This window comes from Fodinibius salicampi (genome assembly GCF_039545095.1).
GTDB lineage: Bacteria > Bacteroidota > Rhodothermia > Balneolales > Balneolaceae > Fodinibius > Fodinibius salicampi.
The window spans coordinates 725,857-743,061 of the sequence record NZ_BAABRS010000002.1 but is presented as its reverse complement, the minus strand read 5'-3'; the positions used below and the strand labels follow the sequence as shown (position 1 = coordinate 743,061).

17 protein-coding genes are annotated in these 17,205 nt (G+C 42.5%); 13 read left to right on the top strand and 4 right to left on the bottom strand.

Going from position 1 to position 17,205, the window contains the following annotated elements; translation table 11 throughout:
* Positions 1-36: 36 nt before the first annotated feature.
* From ABEB05_RS10950 to ABEB05_RS10920, 7 genes are all read left to right on the top strand, one after another.
* Positions 37-1,221, top strand: coding sequence for a hypothetical protein (locus tag ABEB05_RS10950; RefSeq protein ID WP_265790081.1), 1,185 nt, complete (start codon positions 37-39; stop codon positions 1,219-1,221).
* A 67-nt stretch (positions 1,222-1,288) separates the two neighbouring features.
* Complete coding sequence (locus ABEB05_RS10945) at positions 1,289-1,843, top strand: hypothetical protein (RefSeq protein ID WP_265790080.1); 555 nt, start codon at positions 1,289-1,291, stop codon at positions 1,841-1,843.
* A 65-nt stretch (positions 1,844-1,908) separates the two neighbouring features.
* Positions 1,909-2,697: an SCO family protein gene (locus ABEB05_RS10940; RefSeq protein ID WP_265790079.1), complete on the top strand. Its 789-nt coding sequence runs from the start codon at positions 1,909-1,911 to the stop codon at positions 2,695-2,697.
* On the top strand, positions 2,684-3,634 hold the full coding sequence (gene coxB, locus ABEB05_RS10935) for a cytochrome c oxidase subunit II (RefSeq protein WP_265790077.1): 951 nt from the start codon (positions 2,684-2,686) through the stop codon (positions 3,632-3,634). Before ABEB05_RS10940 ends, coxB begins: the two co-directional genes overlap by 14 nt.
* A gap of 1 nt (position 3,635) precedes the next feature.
* Positions 3,636-5,360, top strand: coding sequence for a cytochrome c oxidase subunit I (gene ctaD, locus ABEB05_RS10930; RefSeq protein ID WP_265790076.1), 1,725 nt, complete (start codon positions 3,636-3,638; stop codon positions 5,358-5,360).
* Between the two features lie 35 nt (positions 5,361-5,395).
* Positions 5,396-6,049 carry a cytochrome c oxidase subunit 3 family protein gene (locus ABEB05_RS10925; RefSeq protein WP_265790075.1) on the top strand — a complete coding sequence of 218 codons (654 nt, stop codon included), beginning with the start codon at positions 5,396-5,398 and terminating at the stop codon, positions 6,047-6,049.
* A gap of 21 nt (positions 6,050-6,070) precedes the next feature.
* A complete protein-coding gene (locus tag ABEB05_RS10920) occupies positions 6,071-6,373 on the top strand; it encodes a cytochrome C oxidase subunit IV family protein (RefSeq protein ID WP_265790074.1) in 303 nt (100 codons plus the stop codon).
* A 411-nt stretch (positions 6,374-6,784) separates the two neighbouring features.
* On the opposite strand, the gene ABEB05_RS10915 is transcribed toward ABEB05_RS10920, so the two are convergent.
* On the bottom strand, positions 6,785-7,285 hold the full coding sequence (locus ABEB05_RS10915) for a hypothetical protein (RefSeq protein ID WP_265790072.1): 501 nt from the start codon (positions 7,283-7,285) through the stop codon (positions 6,785-6,787).
* Positions 7,286-7,381: 96 nt separating this feature from the next.
* On the opposite strand from ABEB05_RS10915, the gene hisF reads away from it, so the two are divergent.
* Complete coding sequence (hisF, locus tag ABEB05_RS10910) at positions 7,382-8,143, top strand: imidazole glycerol phosphate synthase subunit HisF (RefSeq protein WP_265790070.1); 762 nt, start codon at positions 7,382-7,384, stop codon at positions 8,141-8,143.
* Between the two features lie 75 nt (positions 8,144-8,218).
* A complete protein-coding gene (gene hisIE, locus ABEB05_RS10905; RefSeq protein WP_265790068.1) occupies positions 8,219-8,833 on the top strand; it encodes a bifunctional phosphoribosyl-AMP cyclohydrolase/phosphoribosyl-ATP diphosphatase HisIE in 615 nt (204 codons plus the stop codon).
* Between the two features lie 9 nt (positions 8,834-8,842).
* On the opposite strand, the gene ABEB05_RS10900 is transcribed toward hisIE, so the two are convergent.
* Positions 8,843-10,891 carry an OPT family oligopeptide transporter gene (locus ABEB05_RS10900; protein ID WP_265790066.1) on the bottom strand — a complete coding sequence of 683 codons (2,049 nt, stop codon included), beginning with the start codon at positions 10,889-10,891 and terminating at the stop codon, positions 8,843-8,845.
* A gap of 180 nt (positions 10,892-11,071) precedes the next feature.
* Here ABEB05_RS10900 and ABEB05_RS10895 point away from each other — a divergent pair, with 180 nt between their 5' ends.
* On the top strand, positions 11,072-11,488 hold the full coding sequence (locus tag ABEB05_RS10895) for an OsmC family protein (RefSeq protein ID WP_265790064.1): 417 nt from the start codon (positions 11,072-11,074) through the stop codon (positions 11,486-11,488).
* Positions 11,489-11,497: 9 nt separating this feature from the next.
* Complete coding sequence (metZ, locus tag ABEB05_RS10890) at positions 11,498-12,664, top strand: O-succinylhomoserine sulfhydrylase (RefSeq protein WP_265790063.1); 1,167 nt, start codon at positions 11,498-11,500, stop codon at positions 12,662-12,664.
* Positions 12,665-12,712: 48 nt separating this feature from the next.
* Here the strand turns inward: metZ and ilvD are convergent, their stop codons facing one another.
* Together ilvD and ABEB05_RS10880 are read right to left on the bottom strand one after the other, a co-directional pair.
* Positions 12,713-14,392 carry a dihydroxy-acid dehydratase gene (gene ilvD / locus ABEB05_RS10885; RefSeq protein ID WP_265790061.1) on the bottom strand — a complete coding sequence of 560 codons (1,680 nt, stop codon included), beginning with the start codon at positions 14,390-14,392 and terminating at the stop codon, positions 12,713-12,715.
* A 138-nt stretch (positions 14,393-14,530) separates the two neighbouring features.
* A complete protein-coding gene (locus ABEB05_RS10880) occupies positions 14,531-14,794 on the bottom strand; it encodes a hypothetical protein (protein WP_265790059.1) in 264 nt (87 codons plus the stop codon).
* Positions 14,795-14,915: 121 nt separating this feature from the next.
* Here ABEB05_RS10880 and ilvB point away from each other — a divergent pair, with 121 nt between their 5' ends.
* Together ilvB and ilvN are read left to right on the top strand one after the other, a co-directional pair.
* Positions 14,916-16,667, top strand: coding sequence for a biosynthetic-type acetolactate synthase large subunit (gene ilvB / locus ABEB05_RS10875; RefSeq protein ID WP_265790057.1), 1,752 nt, complete (start codon positions 14,916-14,918; stop codon positions 16,665-16,667).
* Positions 16,667-17,194 carry an acetolactate synthase small subunit gene (gene ilvN / locus ABEB05_RS10870; protein WP_265790055.1) on the top strand — a complete coding sequence of 176 codons (528 nt, stop codon included), beginning with the start codon at positions 16,667-16,669 and terminating at the stop codon, positions 17,192-17,194. The genes ilvB and ilvN overlap by 1 nt, the downstream gene beginning before the upstream one ends.
* The last annotated feature ends 11 nt before the right edge of the window (positions 17,195-17,205 follow it).

Below are 17,205 nucleotides of genomic sequence, written 5' to 3'. Positions count from 1 at the left end.
TGCTTACACCAAAAGCTTAATTGTGTTTAAAAAATTATGAGCAAGCCTAAATTAACAGATACGCTGGACTTTCCCTCTGACCTGAATATTACCAAATCGCTATTTGGTGTTGGTGTGGTAGGGTTATTGGCCAGTGGTATTGGCTATTACTTAGACCACGGCCAGTTTTTCTTCTCATATCTGGTTAACTTTACTTTCTTTTCCAGTTTTGCACTGGCCAGCTTATTCTTTGTAATGGTTCAGCATTTAACGAGATCTCATTGGAGTGTAGCCATTCGAAGAATTCCGGAAGCTATTTCTTCAAATTTTTGGATTTGGGGCCTTTTTATAATTCCTATTTTCTTTGGAATGCACACGCTTTTTCACTGGACCCATGCGGATGCCATTGCACATGATCCCGTCCTGGAAGGAAAGGTTCCCTATTTGAATACTCCTTTCTTTATCGTTCGCCAGTTCATCTATTTTGGACTGTGGAGCTATCTGGGATACAGCTTGTATAGCAATTCCGTGGAAATGGATGAAACCGGTGATTGGGGACTTCAAACATTGATGCGTAAAGTGAGTGGTCCAGGATTATTTTTCTTTGCTATTACACTTGGCTTTGCCTCTTTCGACTGGCTAATGGTGCTCGATCCCCATTGGTATTCTACCATTTTCGGAGTTTATTACTTTGCCATGAGTTTCCAGGGGCTCTTTGCAGCACTCATACTTATCATATTCTTTCTTTGGAGCAAAAATTTACTGACTTCCACTATTAAAAAAGGACATATTTACGACCTCGGTGTCCAGCTCTTTGGGTTTACGGTATTTTACGCCTACATCGCATTTAGTCAATTTTTATTAATCTATTACGCCAACATCCCGGAAGAAACGCTTTGGTTTTTAGAGCGTCTTAGTGGAGGTTATGAATATTTGGCCTATTTCTATTTGTTCGGACGCTTTGTGATTCCTTTCATAGTTTTACTACCAAAAAGGGCAAAGTCCAATTCTAAGGTTGTAGGAAGCATTTCAGTGTTAATACTTGTCTCCCATTTTGTTGAACTCTACTGGATTGTTATGCCGGTTCTCGATCATCACGGCTTCCATTTTAACTGGATGAGCATAACCAGCTTTTTTGGACTTGGGGGGATTTTTCTGGGCTTATTTTTCCGTAAGTTTAAGCAAAGCAAAATGGTACCCGTTAAGGATCCACAGTTGGAAAGTTCTCTTAATAAACACTAAGTAAAATATTCAATACTTTTTAACGCAAAAGAAACACTCTGCTGCGTTCAAATAAAGATCTAATGTTATGCCTAACGAAGGAAATAAATACACTCCGGAGTTCAAGAAAAAGATTGCTCAAAAAGCTTTAGAAAATGAAAAACAAAATCTTGAGCAATTATCTGACCAATATGATATTCCTGTTTCCGTCATTCTTATGTGGGCAACGGAACTCGAAAAAGGAGGCGAAGAAGCATTTAAAGAAGCCTCGGATACGGAGAGCACTGCACAAAAAGATAAGTTAAAAGAAGCTGATGTAGATATTTCTGATGAAGAGTTAACAGACTCCATGCAACATGGCGTGATGTACGACAAACTCAACTATAAACGCCTCACTTTCTGGAGTGTTTTAGGTATTATTTTAGTTCTCGTATTTGTACAGGCGCTTTTTGAAATGTATCAATATCACATGGATACAACACAACTCCGTGTTTCTTCTGAAAGTGAATTTTACCAAGCTAAAGAATTAAAGGAAAATGCAGAAGAAAAACTGAATACTTTCGGTGTTGTTGACCTTGAAGAGGGTACCTATAGGGTACCTATAGACAGCGTAATCAATGAAATGGCTGTCAATGAAGAATAGAATAATATGAAATTATGCGCTCGGTAGGAATAGCTTTAGGAATATGTTGCTTGTTCCTACAACCAATGTACTCTGTTGCTCAGCTTAACAAACAAAAACCTGAAAATATTCAGGACGTAGGAGTTACAGAACAACTGGGAACAAAAGTCCCCTTGGATTTGAAGTTTGCCAATGCAAAGGGAGATTCCGTAACATTGGAAAAACTTTTTAATAATGATAAACCGATATTGCTGAACCCGGTCTATTATGAATGTCCGCAACTTTGTACTATGGTAAAAGATGCTATTTATAATGGCGTAAAAGATTTGAAATGGAATCCGGGCACTGACTATAATATTGTAACCTTTAGTTTTGATCCCAGTGAGAGCTATGAACTGGCAGCAGAGAACAAAGAAAAATATTTGAATAAACTAAAGCGTAAAGGTGCCGAAGAAGGCTGGTATTTTTTGACCGGCAATAAAGAAAATATCCAACGATTAACTGAAACAATTGGATATGATTATAATAAACTTGAAAACGGAGACTTTGCCCACGGGGCTGCAATCATGTTTTTAAGTCCCGACGGGACCATTACCCGATATCTTTATGGTCTTAAGTTTAATGAATTTGACATGAGGAATGCACTCTATGATGCAGCAGATGGAAATATCGGCAGCACAGCTGAACAGGTATTGCTCTACTGCTATCAATACGATGCGGATTCTAACTCTTATGTACCTGTTGCCTGGAGATTTATGCAGATAGGCGGCTTTGCCACCCTTATCATTCTGGGTATATTTTTAGGTTTCATGTGGTTACGGCACCGAAATTATACTAATGAAAAGCAAATAAAGGAACCGAATGGACGCGCTTAACGATTTACTATTACCACCGGCGAAATCAACGCTGGCCCATCAGACCGATACTCTCTTTTGGTTTGTTCATCTGAGCAGCTTGGTCCTTACCATAGGACTTATTGCTGTCATCGTATACTTTGTAATCAAATATCGACGGAAGTCTGAGGATGAGGTCACACCACTTATCACACATAATAATAAGCTTGAGGTAACCTGGTCTGTTATTCCGCTTATTATGGTACTCATTGTATTTGGATGGGGATATCAGGTTTTTATAGATCAACGTGTTGCCCCAGAGGATTCATATGAAGTTAACGTGACGGCGCAAAAATGGCTCTGGCAGTTTAGCTATGAAAACGGTGCTCGAACTACCGGAGAATTACATGTACCTGCCGGACGGCCTATTAAGCTGATTATGAATTCTAATGATGTTATTCACTCCTTTTATGTTCCCGATTATCGAATAAAGCAGGATGTATTACCCGGACGTTATACTGAAGTCTGGTTTAACGCCCCGGAACCAGGTGAGTCAATTATCTTTTGTACTGAATACTGCGGTACGGCCCACTCCGATATGACAGCCAATGTAATTGTTCATGAACCAAACGAATTCAAAAAATGGCTGGCTGATAATGCAGGTGGGGGTTCAGCACCTGAAGATATGGAGCCGGCAGAGTGGGGAGAACAACTCGCTCAGGAGTACGCATGTACAACCTGTCACTCTACCGACGGGACCCAACTGACCGGCCCAACCTGGCAAGGAGTCTTTGACAGCGAAGAAACCCTAACAGACGGATCTACCGTAACGGTTGATGAAAACTACCTCCGCGAATCTATACTCGAACCCAGTGCAAAAGTCGTTGATGGCTATCCTGATGTAATGAACACCTATCAAGGCCAGCTGAACGACGAACAGATCAATGCTATTATCGAATATATAAAAACACTGAATTAACATGGCTACAGCAGAATCAAACCTTGAGAAATTTCAGGTTCAACGCTTTGAACCTGAAGCAGACCCTGAGAAACACTATTTAAATGAGGAAACGGGCTTATGGGCTTGGTTAACTACCGTTGACCATAAGAAAATTGGCCTTATGTATCTGGCTTCTATCACCTTCTTCTTTTTTGTGGGAGGCATTATGGCCCTTTTGGTTCGCACTGAACTTTGGACCCCGGCCAAAACTTTTATTGAGGCCAATACTTATAATCAGCTCTTTACGTTGCACGGAGCCATAATGGTGTTCCTGTTCCTTGTGCCGTCTGTTCCTGCTGCCTTAGGTAACTTTTTTCTTCCTATCCAACTGGGAGCAAAAGATGTAGCATTTCCAAGGCTTAACTTACTGAGTTATTATCTCTATTTGGCCGGAGCTTTTATCGCAATTATATCTATTGTTAATGGTGGCATAGATACCGGATGGACATTCTACACCCCCTATTCATCAACTACGGGAGGTGCTGTCACTACCATGGTGTTTGGTGTTTTTGTTATCGGATTCTCATCTATTCTTACAGGTGTAAACTTTATAACTACGATCCATAAAATGCGGGCGCCGGGCCTCACTTGGGATAAACTTTCTCTTTTTTCCTGGAGTCTCTATGCAACCAGCATTATCCAGATTATGGCTACTCCTGTACTGGCGATTACGCTAGCCCTGGTTGGGATGGAACGGCTTTTAGGAATCGGTATTTTCGATCCGGCACTGGGAGGAGATCCTGTACTCTTCCAACATTTTTTCTGGTTCTACAGCCACCCCGCCGTTTATATTATGATTGTCCCTGGTTTTGGAATCGTCTCTGAAGTGATTACCACCTTTTCCAGGAAGCATATTTTCGGTTACTGGGCTATTGCTTTATCTTCCTTAGCTATTGCCTTTATTGGATTTTTGGTTTGGGGGCACCATATGTTTGTCTCAGGCCAGGCTTCATTGGCCTCTATGGTCTTCTCTTTTCTCACTTTCTTGGTGGGGATTCCAACAGGTATTAAAATGTTTAACTGGACGGCCACCCTATATAAGGGCTCAATCGATTTAAAATCCCCCCTGCTCTATATATTTGGCTTTTTCTTTCTCTTTCTTGTAGGTGGATTTACCGGAATTGTACTCGGCTCAATTGGCCTTAATGTACATCTGCACGATACCTACTATGTAGTTGCTCACTTTCACTTTGTGATGGTTGGTGGTATGGTGATGGCGTTCCTAGCCGGTGTTCATTACTGGTGGCCTAAAATGACGGGGCGTATGTACAACGAAACAATGGCCAAGATTGCATGCGGCATCATTTTCATTGGATTTAATGCTACTTTCCTTCCCCAGTTCGTAATGGGTTCTCTTGGAATGCCCCGACGCTATTTCAATTACATTGAACAATTTCAGCCTTTCCACCAAGCTTCTACTATTGGATCATACATCCTCGGCTTTGGATTTGTAATGATCTTCTACTACTTGGTGAAATCTATTTATACCGGCAAAAAGGCACCGGTTAACCCTTGGGGAAGCCGCGCATTAGAATGGCAGGTAAATAGCTTGCCGCCTCTTCATAATTTCAACTATACTCCGGTAATCATCAATGGCCCGTACGACTATCATAAGCCAATGGATGAATTCCAGCTTGGTCTGGCTGAAACCGGGCATGGAGAAGAGGCCGAAACAACTGATGAAATTGAAGCAAAAGCTGAATAATTGAGTATTAAACTATAAACAGCAGAATCTGAATTATGGCAAATCATTCAAGTTCCACACATTCTAAATTTTTACAGCATCATTTTGTAGATGCTGAACAGCAGTTTGATTCTGCAAAAATGGGGATGTGGGTATTTTTAGTAACTGAAATCCTCTTTTTCGGTGGCCTTTTCGCCGCTTATATCGTCTACCGGCTATGGTATCCCGAACTCTTCACCCTTGCTTCTGAGGAACTTAATACGCTTTGGGGTGGAGTTAACACTGTTGTACTTATCGGTAGTAGTCTGACGGTAGCAATGGCCATTAAATCGGCTCAGCTTAACCAGAAAAAAAATATTGCCATAAACCTTGGCATTACGCTGGCACTTGCTGCCGTCTTTATGGTTATTAAATATTTTGAGTGGACGCATAAATTCCACCTTGGAATTTTCCCCGGCGAATTCTATGCCTTTGAAGGTATAGATCATCCTAAAGCCAATGTCTTTTTTAGCCTTTATTATTTAATGACCGGCCTACACGGTATTCACGTGGTTATTGGTATAGGCTTAATGATTTGGCTTCTTTTGCGATCGATGAAGGGCCATTTTGATAGCGAATACTATACACCGGTTGAAATAACAGGCCTGTACTGGCACCTGGTTGACATTATTTGGATTTTCCTCTTCCCCTTATTCTATCTAATTGACTGATAACTAAAAACGTTTTTTCTCATGAGCGGACATCACATTTCATCCGATAAAACTTTATTAGGCGTGGCGGGCGCGCTTTTTATCTTAACAGTACTTACCGTTGGCGTTCATTACGTGCATATTCCTGATCCCTGGTCTATTATCGTTGCTATGGGTATAGCTATTTTTAAAGCTACATTGGTTGCTCTATTTTTCATGAATCTGTACTGGGATGACAGATTTAACCTGATGCTTTTTCTCGCCTCTATTGCCTTTTTTATCCTCTTAGTAGGACTTACTTTGCTCGATACCCTATTCAGAACGGATGTTGTACCAGGATTTTAAATTAAACTTTTTTAAATCCTTTTATCATCTTAAGCCGGCCTCGTTGGGTCGGCTTTTTATTTAGATATTTTCAATCTGGAATTAATAAAAAAATGTATTAAATAAAAGAAGGCTGCGAGTAACCTCGCAGCCTTTTTACTACCTAATTAATGTTATTAGAATCTACTTATCATCTCGTACGCAGTCGATTTTTGGTTCCTTCTTACACGGATCAACTGCTGTAGCTCCGCATTTTGGACATTCACTTGGTTTAGCCATAACTACTCCTCGGTTTTTTGTTAACCTTCATTAGGAACATACCAAAGTTTTGCTAAGATGATTCCCTGAATCCAAAATTTATACTTGATCTAAGTTAAATAGATATATTTACTTCCTTAATAATTAAAAACAGAAAAATCCTTACAATTATAGCTAAAACCACTTCTCATTTTTATCACCTTTTTTGAACATTCTATCACCCGCCTGTCGTTCAAATTTAGTAATTACGGAACCTTCTCCCTTCTGCCGTATAAAGCGTACAATGCGCGCCGATAAATAACATATAAAAAAGGCCAACAGCGCAGCTAAAATAGTACTTAGCGGTCGTTCAGCAAGATTTACATACACTTGCTGAAGATACTCGACTCCTTCATTAAGATAATCCATTACATAATTTACTGCCCCAGCCCCGTATTTTTGATTAAATTCAGCGGCGGTTAAGGTATTATAGTCATCAATAATATTACTTATCTCGGGAATATTACGAATCCACCAGATTATTTCCCTTACGGTATCCGGCAGCGAATGAAATCCTTCTAAAACTTTCTGAATAAAATTACCCGATGCGGCCATACTAATGATAGCAGATAGCGGTGCTGCCAGCTTAAGGGCAAGCTCAATCAGAAAAAAAATAGGTTGTATTATGTACCTCACGATATTATTTCTTAAATAAATTGTGATTCACCACTACTTAAGTCTTACCTTTAGCTTCAAGTAATATATCAAAACTCTTTAAGTTAACCGAAACGAATGCTCGCAAAACGAATTATTCCTTGTCTCGATATCAAAGACGGACGAACAGTAAAAGGGGTGAATTTTGAGGGACTACGTGATGCCGGAGATCCGGTAGAACTGGCCCGCCGTTATGCGAAGGAAGGTGCAGATGAGCTTGTCTTTCTGGATATAACAGCTACCAAGGAGAAGCGAAAAACACTGGTAAAGCTCGTAGAAAAAATCGCCCTTGAGCTGGACATACCCTTTACTGTTGGTGGTGGTATTGGAAGTGTTGAAGAAATAGCTGACTTGCTGCATGCCGGGGCCGACAAGGTATCTCTAAACAGCGCCATCGTACGCAATCCTGATTTGATTAATGAAGCTTCCCGACAATTTGGATCTCAGTGCATTGTTGCTGCTGTAGATGCCAAAAGTCAAGGAGACCAGTGGGAAGTTTTTATTTCAGGTGGATCTAAAAATACGGGCAAAAATGCTCTTAAATGGATTAAGGAAGTTGAAGAGCGGGGAGCGGGAGAAATTTTACTGACGAGTATGGACCGCGACGGTACAAAGTCCGGCTTTGATCTGGAACTGCTTTCAGCAGTGAACGATATCACCTCCATTCCTGTCATTGCCAGCGGCGGGGCGGGAACTTCTCAACACTGCATCGACGCCATTAAAAAGGCGAAGGCCGACGCAGTATTGGCGGCCAGTATTTTCCACTTCCAGGAAATTGAAATTCATGATCTCAAAGAAAAACTAAAAAATGCAGATATCCCGGTTCGAGAAACTATATAATTACCTTCTTTATCTTTGCTGTCAAAGATAAAGAGCTAAAATATGCCATAAGAAATTCACCATAACTATTTTAAAATGATTGATATTGATTCTATAGACTTTGACAAAGGAGACGGACTTATTCCTGCCATCATTCAGGATGCGGATTCATTTCAGGTGCTCATGCTGGGCTATATGAACCGCCCAGCTCTGGAAACAACTCTTGAAAAAAAACAAGTTACTTTCTTTAGCAGAAGCAAACAGCGACTTTGGACCAAAGGGGAAACCTCCGGCAACTATCTAGATCTGGTTGAGCTTCAGCAGGATTGTGATAATGATACGCTATTGGTACTGGCTCATCCGCAGGGTCCCACTTGTCATACGGGCAATAAAAGCTGTTTTTTTAAAAAAGACTTTAAACCAACCTCATCACCGGACTTTTTATCCCAGCTGGAAAACCTTATTGCCAGCAGAAAAAAAGAACGGCCGGAAGGCTCCTACACTACCCATCTATTTGATGAGGGACTGGACCTGATCACTCAAAAAGTAGGTGAAGAAGCCATTGAAACAGTTATTGAAGCAAAAAACAACAACCCGGATGAATTTAAAGGTGAAGTCGCAGACCTGTTATATCACCTGCTGGTGTTGCTAACCGAAAAAGGGATACGTTTAGATGATATTATTGAGCGATTACAAGAACGGCATCAATAAGAAAGAGCATTACTTCTTAACGGCAACCTTGTAAAGCCAGATAATAAAGAAGACCGCTGCCAGTCCGCCCAGCCAGTTTGCATAAGGAGTAAAGGATTCCGGAACAATACGAAGCGCATCGGTACTCTCCTGGATAGCGAACGGAATAGCCAAGACAATTCCTATCAGCGCCTCTCCTGTGATAAGTCCAGATGAAAAGAGTAAGCCGTTATTTTCAGCTTTTGTTTTGGCTTTTTCCGGATCTTTCCCTGCTTCTTTAGCCCGCTTAGCCACGACTCTTCCAGCAAACCAGGCAATCATACCGCCCACAAAGATAGGGACCGTTAATTCCAGCGGGAGATAGATTCCCACGGCTACGGCCAACACAGGTGTTTGAAAATCTGTTCCCCGCTTTTCCAGGAACTTATCCAGTATAATAATAGCCACCGCTATGGCTGATCCAATCCAGATCATATTCCACTCTAAATTGCGGGCAAATACCCCTTCGGCCACGGACTGCATTAATGTGGCCTGTGGTGCGCTAAGCATCTCATCGGGATTCATTCCCTCTCTTGGAAATACTCCTCCCATGCCATATGCATTAAAAAGAAGACTTAAGATAGGTGCAATAACAAGGGCCGCAGCTACCACTCCTATAATCTGCATAATTTGTTGCTTGTAGGGCGTGGATCCTACCAACTGACCTGCTTTTAAGTCCTGCATATTGTCACCAGCTATGGCCGCAGCACAGGCAACCATGGCTCCCACAACAATGGCAGCCGCGGCAGCAGCCTGAGCCCTCTCCGTATCAGCACTAAACTCAAGCTGCGATCCCAGCAGTACAAGTAAAATCAACGAGGTAGCTAAGATAGTTGCTATAGTTACTCCTGAAATTGGATTATTGGAAGAACCGACCAGTCCCGCCATATAACCGGCGACGGATGCAAACAAAAATCCGGCAATGAGCGAAAACAGCATCCCGATCGCCATCGTTGACCAGTACAGTCCGCTGCTAACGGGTAAATGGGAAGTGTCAATAACCTGGGTAAAAACCAAAAAAATCGGTAATGCAAGTCCTGCAACTCCCCACAGGACATAATTAATCGGCATATCCCTTTCTGTTCTAAGTCGGGTATCTTCTTCACCTGACCGTATTTTTTGAACGGTCTTCCATGATGATTGGATACCGTCTTTTAGGGGCTTGGCTAAGGAAATAAGAGCCCAGATACCACCAACAACCATAGCACCTACTCCCATATAGCGTATTTTCTGGCTCCAAATCTCTAGAGCGGCACTATAGCCCGAAGCCTCTCCCACAACAGCTGACACTTCAGCGGGATCCGTAAAAGCCATATACAACGGTATTCCGAATAGCCAGGAAATAAGTCCACCGGCAAAAACCAATACCGCAATATTAAGTCCCACGATATACCCCACGCCAAGCAACGCTACCGAAAGCTCTGTTCCTAATCCAAAAATAGAACGGCCTACTGTTACCGATCCACTAGCTGCTCCTGAAAATACCTTTAGCCCCGTTTGTCCCAGTTTAAATAACGCACCAGCCAATCCAGCCCATGCAATTTGTTTAATTCCCTGACCACCCTCGGTTCCAGCTTTCAGGACTTCCCCGGTAGCTACCCCTTCCGGAAATTTCAGATCCTGTTCAATAATCAAAGCGCGACGCAAAGGGATGGTAAAGAGTACACCTAGCACTCCTCCCAGCATGGCAATAGCCATTGTATCGAGGAAGGGGAAGTCCACCCAGTAACGAAGCAAGATAAGGGCAGGAAGGGTAAATATAACACCAGCGGCGAGTGATTCCCCGGCCGAGGCTGCTGTCTGAACGATATTATTCTCAAGAATATTAGAGTGCTTAAATAATCGCAGAACAGCCATTGAAATTACTGCTGCCGGGATAGAAGCTGAAACCGTCATTCCAACCTTTAATCCCAGATAGGCGTTGGCCCCGGCTAAAATTGCAGATAATAAGATACCCAATACTACCGCTTTGAATGTTATTTGCGGAAGGTCATCTTCAGCGCTAACAAAAGGCGTGAACTTCTTTTTTGAATTACTCAAGGGCACTCCTCTTTTTATTGGCTTGATAATTGATATCAAAACAAAGTTAATAGATGTAATTAAGAAAACAAGAGCATTTTAGCATTACATAGGATTATCTGATATTGGTAATGACCTTTCTTCCCCCATCCGATTTAATTAACTTCCGCCTGTCATTAAATAGTTAAAAAATTATTATATATGAAGATCACAGTTGAGCAGCTAAAAGGAACGCATATGCAGGCTGAAAATGAAGAAGAAGGACTTATTCGCATGGACGGCTCTACCAGTATTGGCGGACTTGAAGGTGGATTTAGTCCCATGCAGCTTCTGCTGGCCGGCGCAGGCGGATGCAGCGCTATTGATATTATTGGTATACTTGAGAAACAAAAGCAGAATTTAAAAGATCTTAAAGTTGAAATCGAAGGGGATCGACAGAAGAAAGATACCTATTCAGAGTTTACGACTATCCATATGCACTATATATTTACCGGAGATCTTGACAAACAAAAAGTAGAGCGTGCCATCAACTTATCTTTGGATAAATACTGTTCTGTCTCAAAAACCCTCGAAAAGACATCAGAAATTACCCATAGCTACGAAATCAAATCCGAATAATATTTTATTATGAGTGAGCAGCAAGCCGAAACAAAATCTATTCGTACCCAAACTGAACGCACTGAACAGCGCGAGCATTCTACTCCCCTTTTCATGACCTCCAGCTTTGTTTTTGATTCAGCTGAGCATGCGCGTGCACTTTTTGCCCGGGAGGTAGATGGAAATGTTTATAGTCGATACTCCAATCCCAATACCAATGAGTTTGTAGAAAAAATGTGTCGGCTGGAAGGTGCCGAGGACGGTGTTTCTACAGCTTCAGGTATGTCTGCTATCTTCTCGAGTCTTGCTGCTCTGCTCGAACAGGGAGATCATATACTGGCCTGTCGTTCTCTATTTGGATCCTCTCATCAAATTTTAAATGAGATTTTACCTAAATGGGGTATCGACTACTCTTATGGCAATATCGACCAACCGGAACAATGGGAGCAATATATACAGGATAATACCAAAGTATTATTTCTTGAAACCCCGTCTAACCCGGGGCTCGATCTTATTGATCTGGAATGGGCCGGGGAGCTGGCCGAAGCCCATAACCTGATTCTTATTGTTGACAACTGCTTTGCCACCCCATACCTTCAAAAGCCGATAGAATACGGAACCGATATCGTCTTACACTCTGCCACGAAGTTTATCGATGGACAGGGTCGCGGGATAGGGGGCGTAATCGTAGGAAAAGAAGAATATATTGAAGATATCAGTTTCTTTTGCCGGCATTCCGGTCCGGCCCTCTCCCCTTTTAACGCCTGGATGTTTTCCAAAAGTCTGGAAACCCTGCCCGTACGTATGGATCGCCACTGCGATAATGCGTTGGCCCTGGCTCAATTCCTGGAAGAACAGTCTACTGTTGAATGGGTAAAATATCCTTTTCTGCCGAGCCATCCACAATATAAACTGGCACAAAAACAGATGAAGAAAGGAGGCGGAGTCGTGGCCTTCAACATTGAAGGCGGATATGATGCTGCCAAACAATTCCTGGACAAACTGAATACTCTTTCTCTTTCAGCTAACCTGGGAGATACCCGAACCATTGCTACACATCCGGCCTCTACGACTCACTCTAAACTCACGGAAGAAGAGCGTGCGGTAGTAAATATAACACCCGGAATGGTTAGAATAGCCGTAGGACTTGAAGCAATAGAAGATATTCAGCAGGATATTGATCAAGCCCTGCATTAAATTTTCTGAAAACTATCTTCCTGCTTAAAGGAAAACATCAGAATTACATTATTTATCCGTAACGCATCCTTCGGAGGCTGAAGAAACCAACTTGGCATATTTGTACAGTGAGCCGCTGGTAACCTGCAGTGGAGGAGCTTCCCAATTTTGGCGTCGGTCTTCCAGCTCTTCGTCGGAAAGATCCACATTAATAGCTCGCTCATCGGCATCAATCGTAATGAGGTCTCCATCCTTGATCAATCCAATAGCTCCGCCAACTTGCGCCTCCGGTGTCACGTGACCAATGACAAAGCCGTGACTCCCTCCGGAAAAGCGTCCGTCAGTAATAAGTGCTACTTCCTTACCGAGTCCAGCGCCCATAATCGCTGCCGTTATCGACAGCATTTCACGCATTCCGGGACCGCCTTTAGGGCCTTCATATCGAATTACAACGACATCTCCTTTTTGCACCTCTCCGTCCTGAATTGCTTTCAAACTTTCCTCTTCTGAGTTATAAACGCGCGCCGGACCTGAAAAACGGGTTCCCTCCTTGCCTGTAATCTTGGCTACTGCCCCTTCCAAAGCCAGATTGCCATACAAAATTTCCAAATGCCCCGTGGACTTAATAGGCTTATCAACCGGTGCAATGATATTCTGTTCCTCAAAAAGTCCCGGTACATCAGCTACATTTTCTGCCAGCGTCTCTCCGGTTACCGTTAAACAATCCCCTTCTAAGTAGCCTTCTTCGAGAAGTAACTTTTGAACCGCCGGAACCCCGCCTACATTATAGAGATCTTCCATAACATATTTTCCACTGGGCTTGAGATCTGCCAAATAGGGTGTTTGGTTGCTAATTTCCTGAAAATCGTCAATCGTAAAATCCACTTCAGCTGCATGCGCAATCGCCAGGATATGCATTACGGCATTCGTGGATCCCCCAAGAGCTATAGTCATGGTAACCGCATTCTCAATCGCCTGCCGTGTAATAATGTCCCTCGGTTTGATATCCTGTTCAAGTAAAAGTCGGATTGCTTCTCCCGCTTTTTTGCATTCCTTGATCTTTTCGGAATGGGTAGCCGGGATAGAAGAACTAAAAGGCAAACTCATTCCCATTGTTTCAATAGCCGAAGCCATGGTATTGGCCGTATACATTCCTCCACAAGCACCGGCTGTGGGACATGCATGACGGAGCACATCCTTCATTTCTTTTTTAGTAATTTCCTCCGAGAGGTAGGAGCCATACGATTCAAAAGCAGATACAATATCTAACTTCTGTCCGTTAAGCTCTCCAGGTCGAATGGATCCTCCATATACCATAATTGATGGACGATTAAATCGAGCCATAGCTATTACGGCCCCAGGCATATTCTTATCACATCCTACAATAGAGATATTAGCATCATACCATTGGGCACGCATTACTGTTTCTATAGAATCTGCAATAATTTCGCGGGATTGCAGGGAATATTTCATACCCTGGGTACCCATGGAGATGCCGTCACTCACACCAATACTATAAAAATTTAATCCTACCAGCCCCGATTCCCATGCACTATCACGCACATGCTCAGCAAGATCATTTAAATGCATGTTGCAAGGATTTCCTTCCCATCCGGTGCTGGCAATTCCTACCTGCGCTTTATCAAAATCTTCATCAGTCAAACCCGCGCCGTATAACATAGCTTGTGAGCCAACCTGAGATTCCTCCTGTGTTAATCGAGAGCTGTACTTGTTAAGTTTAGGAGACATAGAGACGTTATTTACGATATATTTTCTAAAAAAGGTTAAAGAGATAAATAAAAAAGAACGCTGTAATCAACAGCATGCTAAAGCTAACATATTCGTAAAACTATACAAGGAGAAAAAGAAACAAAAATATTTGTTTTTTTATTTGACAAGCAACTCTCCATTATATATACTACTGCTTCTTAATTCAAAGAAACAGCCAAAATTGAATAAACCAGCATCACATACAAACTCTGTTGTCCAACTGGCGGAAATTCCTTCCAGCTTTAAAACAACTGATAGTATATCTGTACTGGTTGCTCTTACATTCATTTCTATTGTATTACCTATTATAGCTGTTTCTGTCTCTCCTGTGGTAGGTCTAATTAGCATTCTAATTGGTCTACCTATTCTAATTTCTGGCATTATTAACCTAATTCTAATTATTAGCTAACCAAAATAGCCAGAGGTTAGAAACTCACAGTCCACTAAAAATGCTGCTTTATTTCTGACCTCTGGTAGGAAAAGTATATCTACCGGATTACATATGGCACAGCCAAAAACAGAACCCGCTGAACACAAAAATAAGAACCAAGCTACGAATACGCCTGACACGGCTGTATTAAATGGAGCGGAGATTTTAATTAATACTCTAAAGGATGTCAATGTGGATACCATTTTCGGTTATCCCGGTGGGGCTGTTCTGCCTATTTATGATTCCCTTTTTGACGAACATGACATCAACCACGTTTTGATACGTCACGAACAGGCCGGCGCTCATGCCGCAGATGGTTATGCCCGTGCCACTGGAAAAGCCGGAGTAGTATTGGTGACTTCTGGTCCCGGTGGAACAAATACGGTTACCGGTATTGCTACCGCCGCCATGGATTCTATTCCCATGGTGGTTTTCACCGGCCAGGTTCCCACAGATATGATTGGAAATGATGCTTTCCAGGAAGCGGATATTGTAGGCATCACTCGTCCCATAACCAAGCATAATTATTTGGTTAAGGATGTCAGTAATCTTGAACAGGTTATCCGGGAAGCATTTCATGTAGCAACAAGCGGGCGACCGGGGCCTGTACTCGTTGATCTCCCAAAGGATATGATCAAAAGCGAGGCCCACTACAGCGGCTTAAAGAAAGTTTCTATCCCCAGCTATAAACCTACGCGTGAGGGACATTCCACACAGGTTTCCAAAGCAGCCCAAATGCTTAGCAATGCCAAGAAGCCGCTTATTTATGCCGGCGGTGGTGTTATTCTTGGGGAAGCCTGGGAAGAACTCACTGCAATGGCTGAACGTCTCAATATTCCGGTAACAACTACATTAATGGGCTTGGGTGGATTTCCCGAAAGTAAACCCCAATCACTCGGAATGCTGGGAATGCATGGCACCTATTATGCAAATATGGCTACTACCGAATGCGATGTACTTTTGGCCGCAGGCGCAAGATTCGATGACAGGGTTACGGGCCGACTCGATGGATTTTCTCCGCATTCCAAGAAAATCCATATTGATATTGATCCTTCTAATATTGGAAAGAATGTTCCGGTTGAGGTACCTATTGTTGGAGATGTAAAGAATGTCCTTTCAGCTATAGATCAACAGGCCAGCAAGCCTGATACTACTGACTGGTGGAATACTATTGAAGACTGGAAAAAGAATCACCCCCTGAAAGTTCCGAAATCTGAAGGGCTTATTAAGCCGCAACGTATGATTGAACGAATCTCTGAAGTAACAAATGGCGAGGCGATTGTAGTTACCGATGTTGGCCAACACCAAATGTGGGCTGCCCAACACTATACTTTTAATCATCCGCGGTCATTTCTCTCCTCAGGTGGATTAGGAACAATGGGGTATGGTTTCCCCGCCGCAATGGGTGCTGCTTTTGGTTGTCCCGATCGGCCGATTGTATGTATTACCGGCGATGGTGGATTTCAAATGACAGCATACGAATTGGCAACGGCTGTTGAATATGAAGTGCCGGTAAAAATCGCCATTATGAATAATGAATGCCTCGGCATGGTCCGGCAGTGGCAAGAACTTTTCTACAATAAGAGATATAGCCACTCTATCCTTAAGAAAGGAAATCCCGATTTTGTAAAACTTGCGGAAAGTTATGGCGCCGTTGGATATCGAGCCTCCAATGATGAGGAGATGGATGATATACTTGAAAAAGCAATGAAGATTAACGACCGGCCGGTCGTAATGGATTTCCGCGTTGAAGCACGAGAAAATTGTTATCCTATGGTTCCCTCAGGAGCCGCATTGAACGAAATGGTTGAAGGTCCAGAATAATGACAGTATCAAAAAACGGTATTTCATCTCAAACATCCGACAGACATACACTTTCCGTACTGGTTAGCTATAATCTGAATGCACTCTCCCGTATTATTGGAATTTTCAGCGGGAAAGGCTTTCACATTGACAGCATAAGTTTCGGTTCGGAAAAGGAATCGGACTTAGCACGAATTACGATTACTACCCATGGTGATGAGCAGATTATTGAACAAATAACCAAGCAGCTGCACAAAATAATTGATGTTGTTACCGTCACGGACCTCACTTATGAGCGATTTGTGGAGCGTGAGTTAGCACTGATTAAGGTAACCGCCACGCGATCCAGCAGATCTGAAATCATGCAGATTGCTCAGGTTTTTCGGGCCAAGGTAATCGATATAAGTCCCGGCAAACTGTCGATTGAGGTCACTGGAAATCGGGACAAAATCAATGCTTTTATCGGTATGCTGGATCCCTTTGGTATTGACGAAATTTCACGGACAGGCAGTGTAGCACTCAAAAGAGAATTTGAAGGATCTGTATAAGACAACGAACA

Coding starts and splice junctions, on each gene's coding strand:
- ABEB05_RS10880 (WP_265790059.1), bottom strand. CDS start 14,794: ATGCCAGAAATTAGAATAGGTAGACCAATTAGAATGCTAATTAGACCT.
- ilvN (WP_265790055.1), top strand. CDS start 16,667: ATGACAGTATCAAAAAACGGTATTTCATCTCAAACATCCGACAGACAT.
- ABEB05_RS10920 (WP_265790074.1), top strand. CDS start 6,071: ATGAGCGGACATCACATTTCATCCGATAAAACTTTATTAGGCGTGGCG.
- metZ (WP_265790063.1), top strand. CDS start 11,498: ATGAGTGAGCAGCAAGCCGAAACAAAATCTATTCGTACCCAAACTGAA.
- ABEB05_RS10940 (WP_265790079.1), top strand. CDS start 1,909: ATGTACTCTGTTGCTCAGCTTAACAAACAAAAACCTGAAAATATTCAG.
- coxB (WP_265790077.1), top strand. CDS start 2,684: ATGGACGCGCTTAACGATTTACTATTACCACCGGCGAAATCAACGCTG.
- ABEB05_RS10945 (WP_265790080.1), top strand. CDS start 1,289: ATGCCTAACGAAGGAAATAAATACACTCCGGAGTTCAAGAAAAAGATT.
- hisIE (WP_265790068.1), top strand. CDS start 8,219: ATGATTGATATTGATTCTATAGACTTTGACAAAGGAGACGGACTTATT.
- ilvD (WP_265790061.1), bottom strand. CDS start 14,392: ATGTCTCCTAAACTTAACAAGTACAGCTCTCGATTAACACAGGAGGAA.
- ABEB05_RS10950 (WP_265790081.1), top strand. CDS start 37: ATGAGCAAGCCTAAATTAACAGATACGCTGGACTTTCCCTCTGACCTG.
- ilvB (WP_265790057.1), top strand. CDS start 14,916: ATGGCACAGCCAAAAACAGAACCCGCTGAACACAAAAATAAGAACCAA.
- ABEB05_RS10925 (WP_265790075.1), top strand. CDS start 5,396: ATGGCAAATCATTCAAGTTCCACACATTCTAAATTTTTACAGCATCAT.
- hisF (WP_265790070.1), top strand. CDS start 7,382: ATGCTCGCAAAACGAATTATTCCTTGTCTCGATATCAAAGACGGACGA.
- ABEB05_RS10895 (WP_265790064.1), top strand. CDS start 11,072: ATGAAGATCACAGTTGAGCAGCTAAAAGGAACGCATATGCAGGCTGAA.
- ctaD (WP_265790076.1), top strand. CDS start 3,636: ATGGCTACAGCAGAATCAAACCTTGAGAAATTTCAGGTTCAACGCTTT.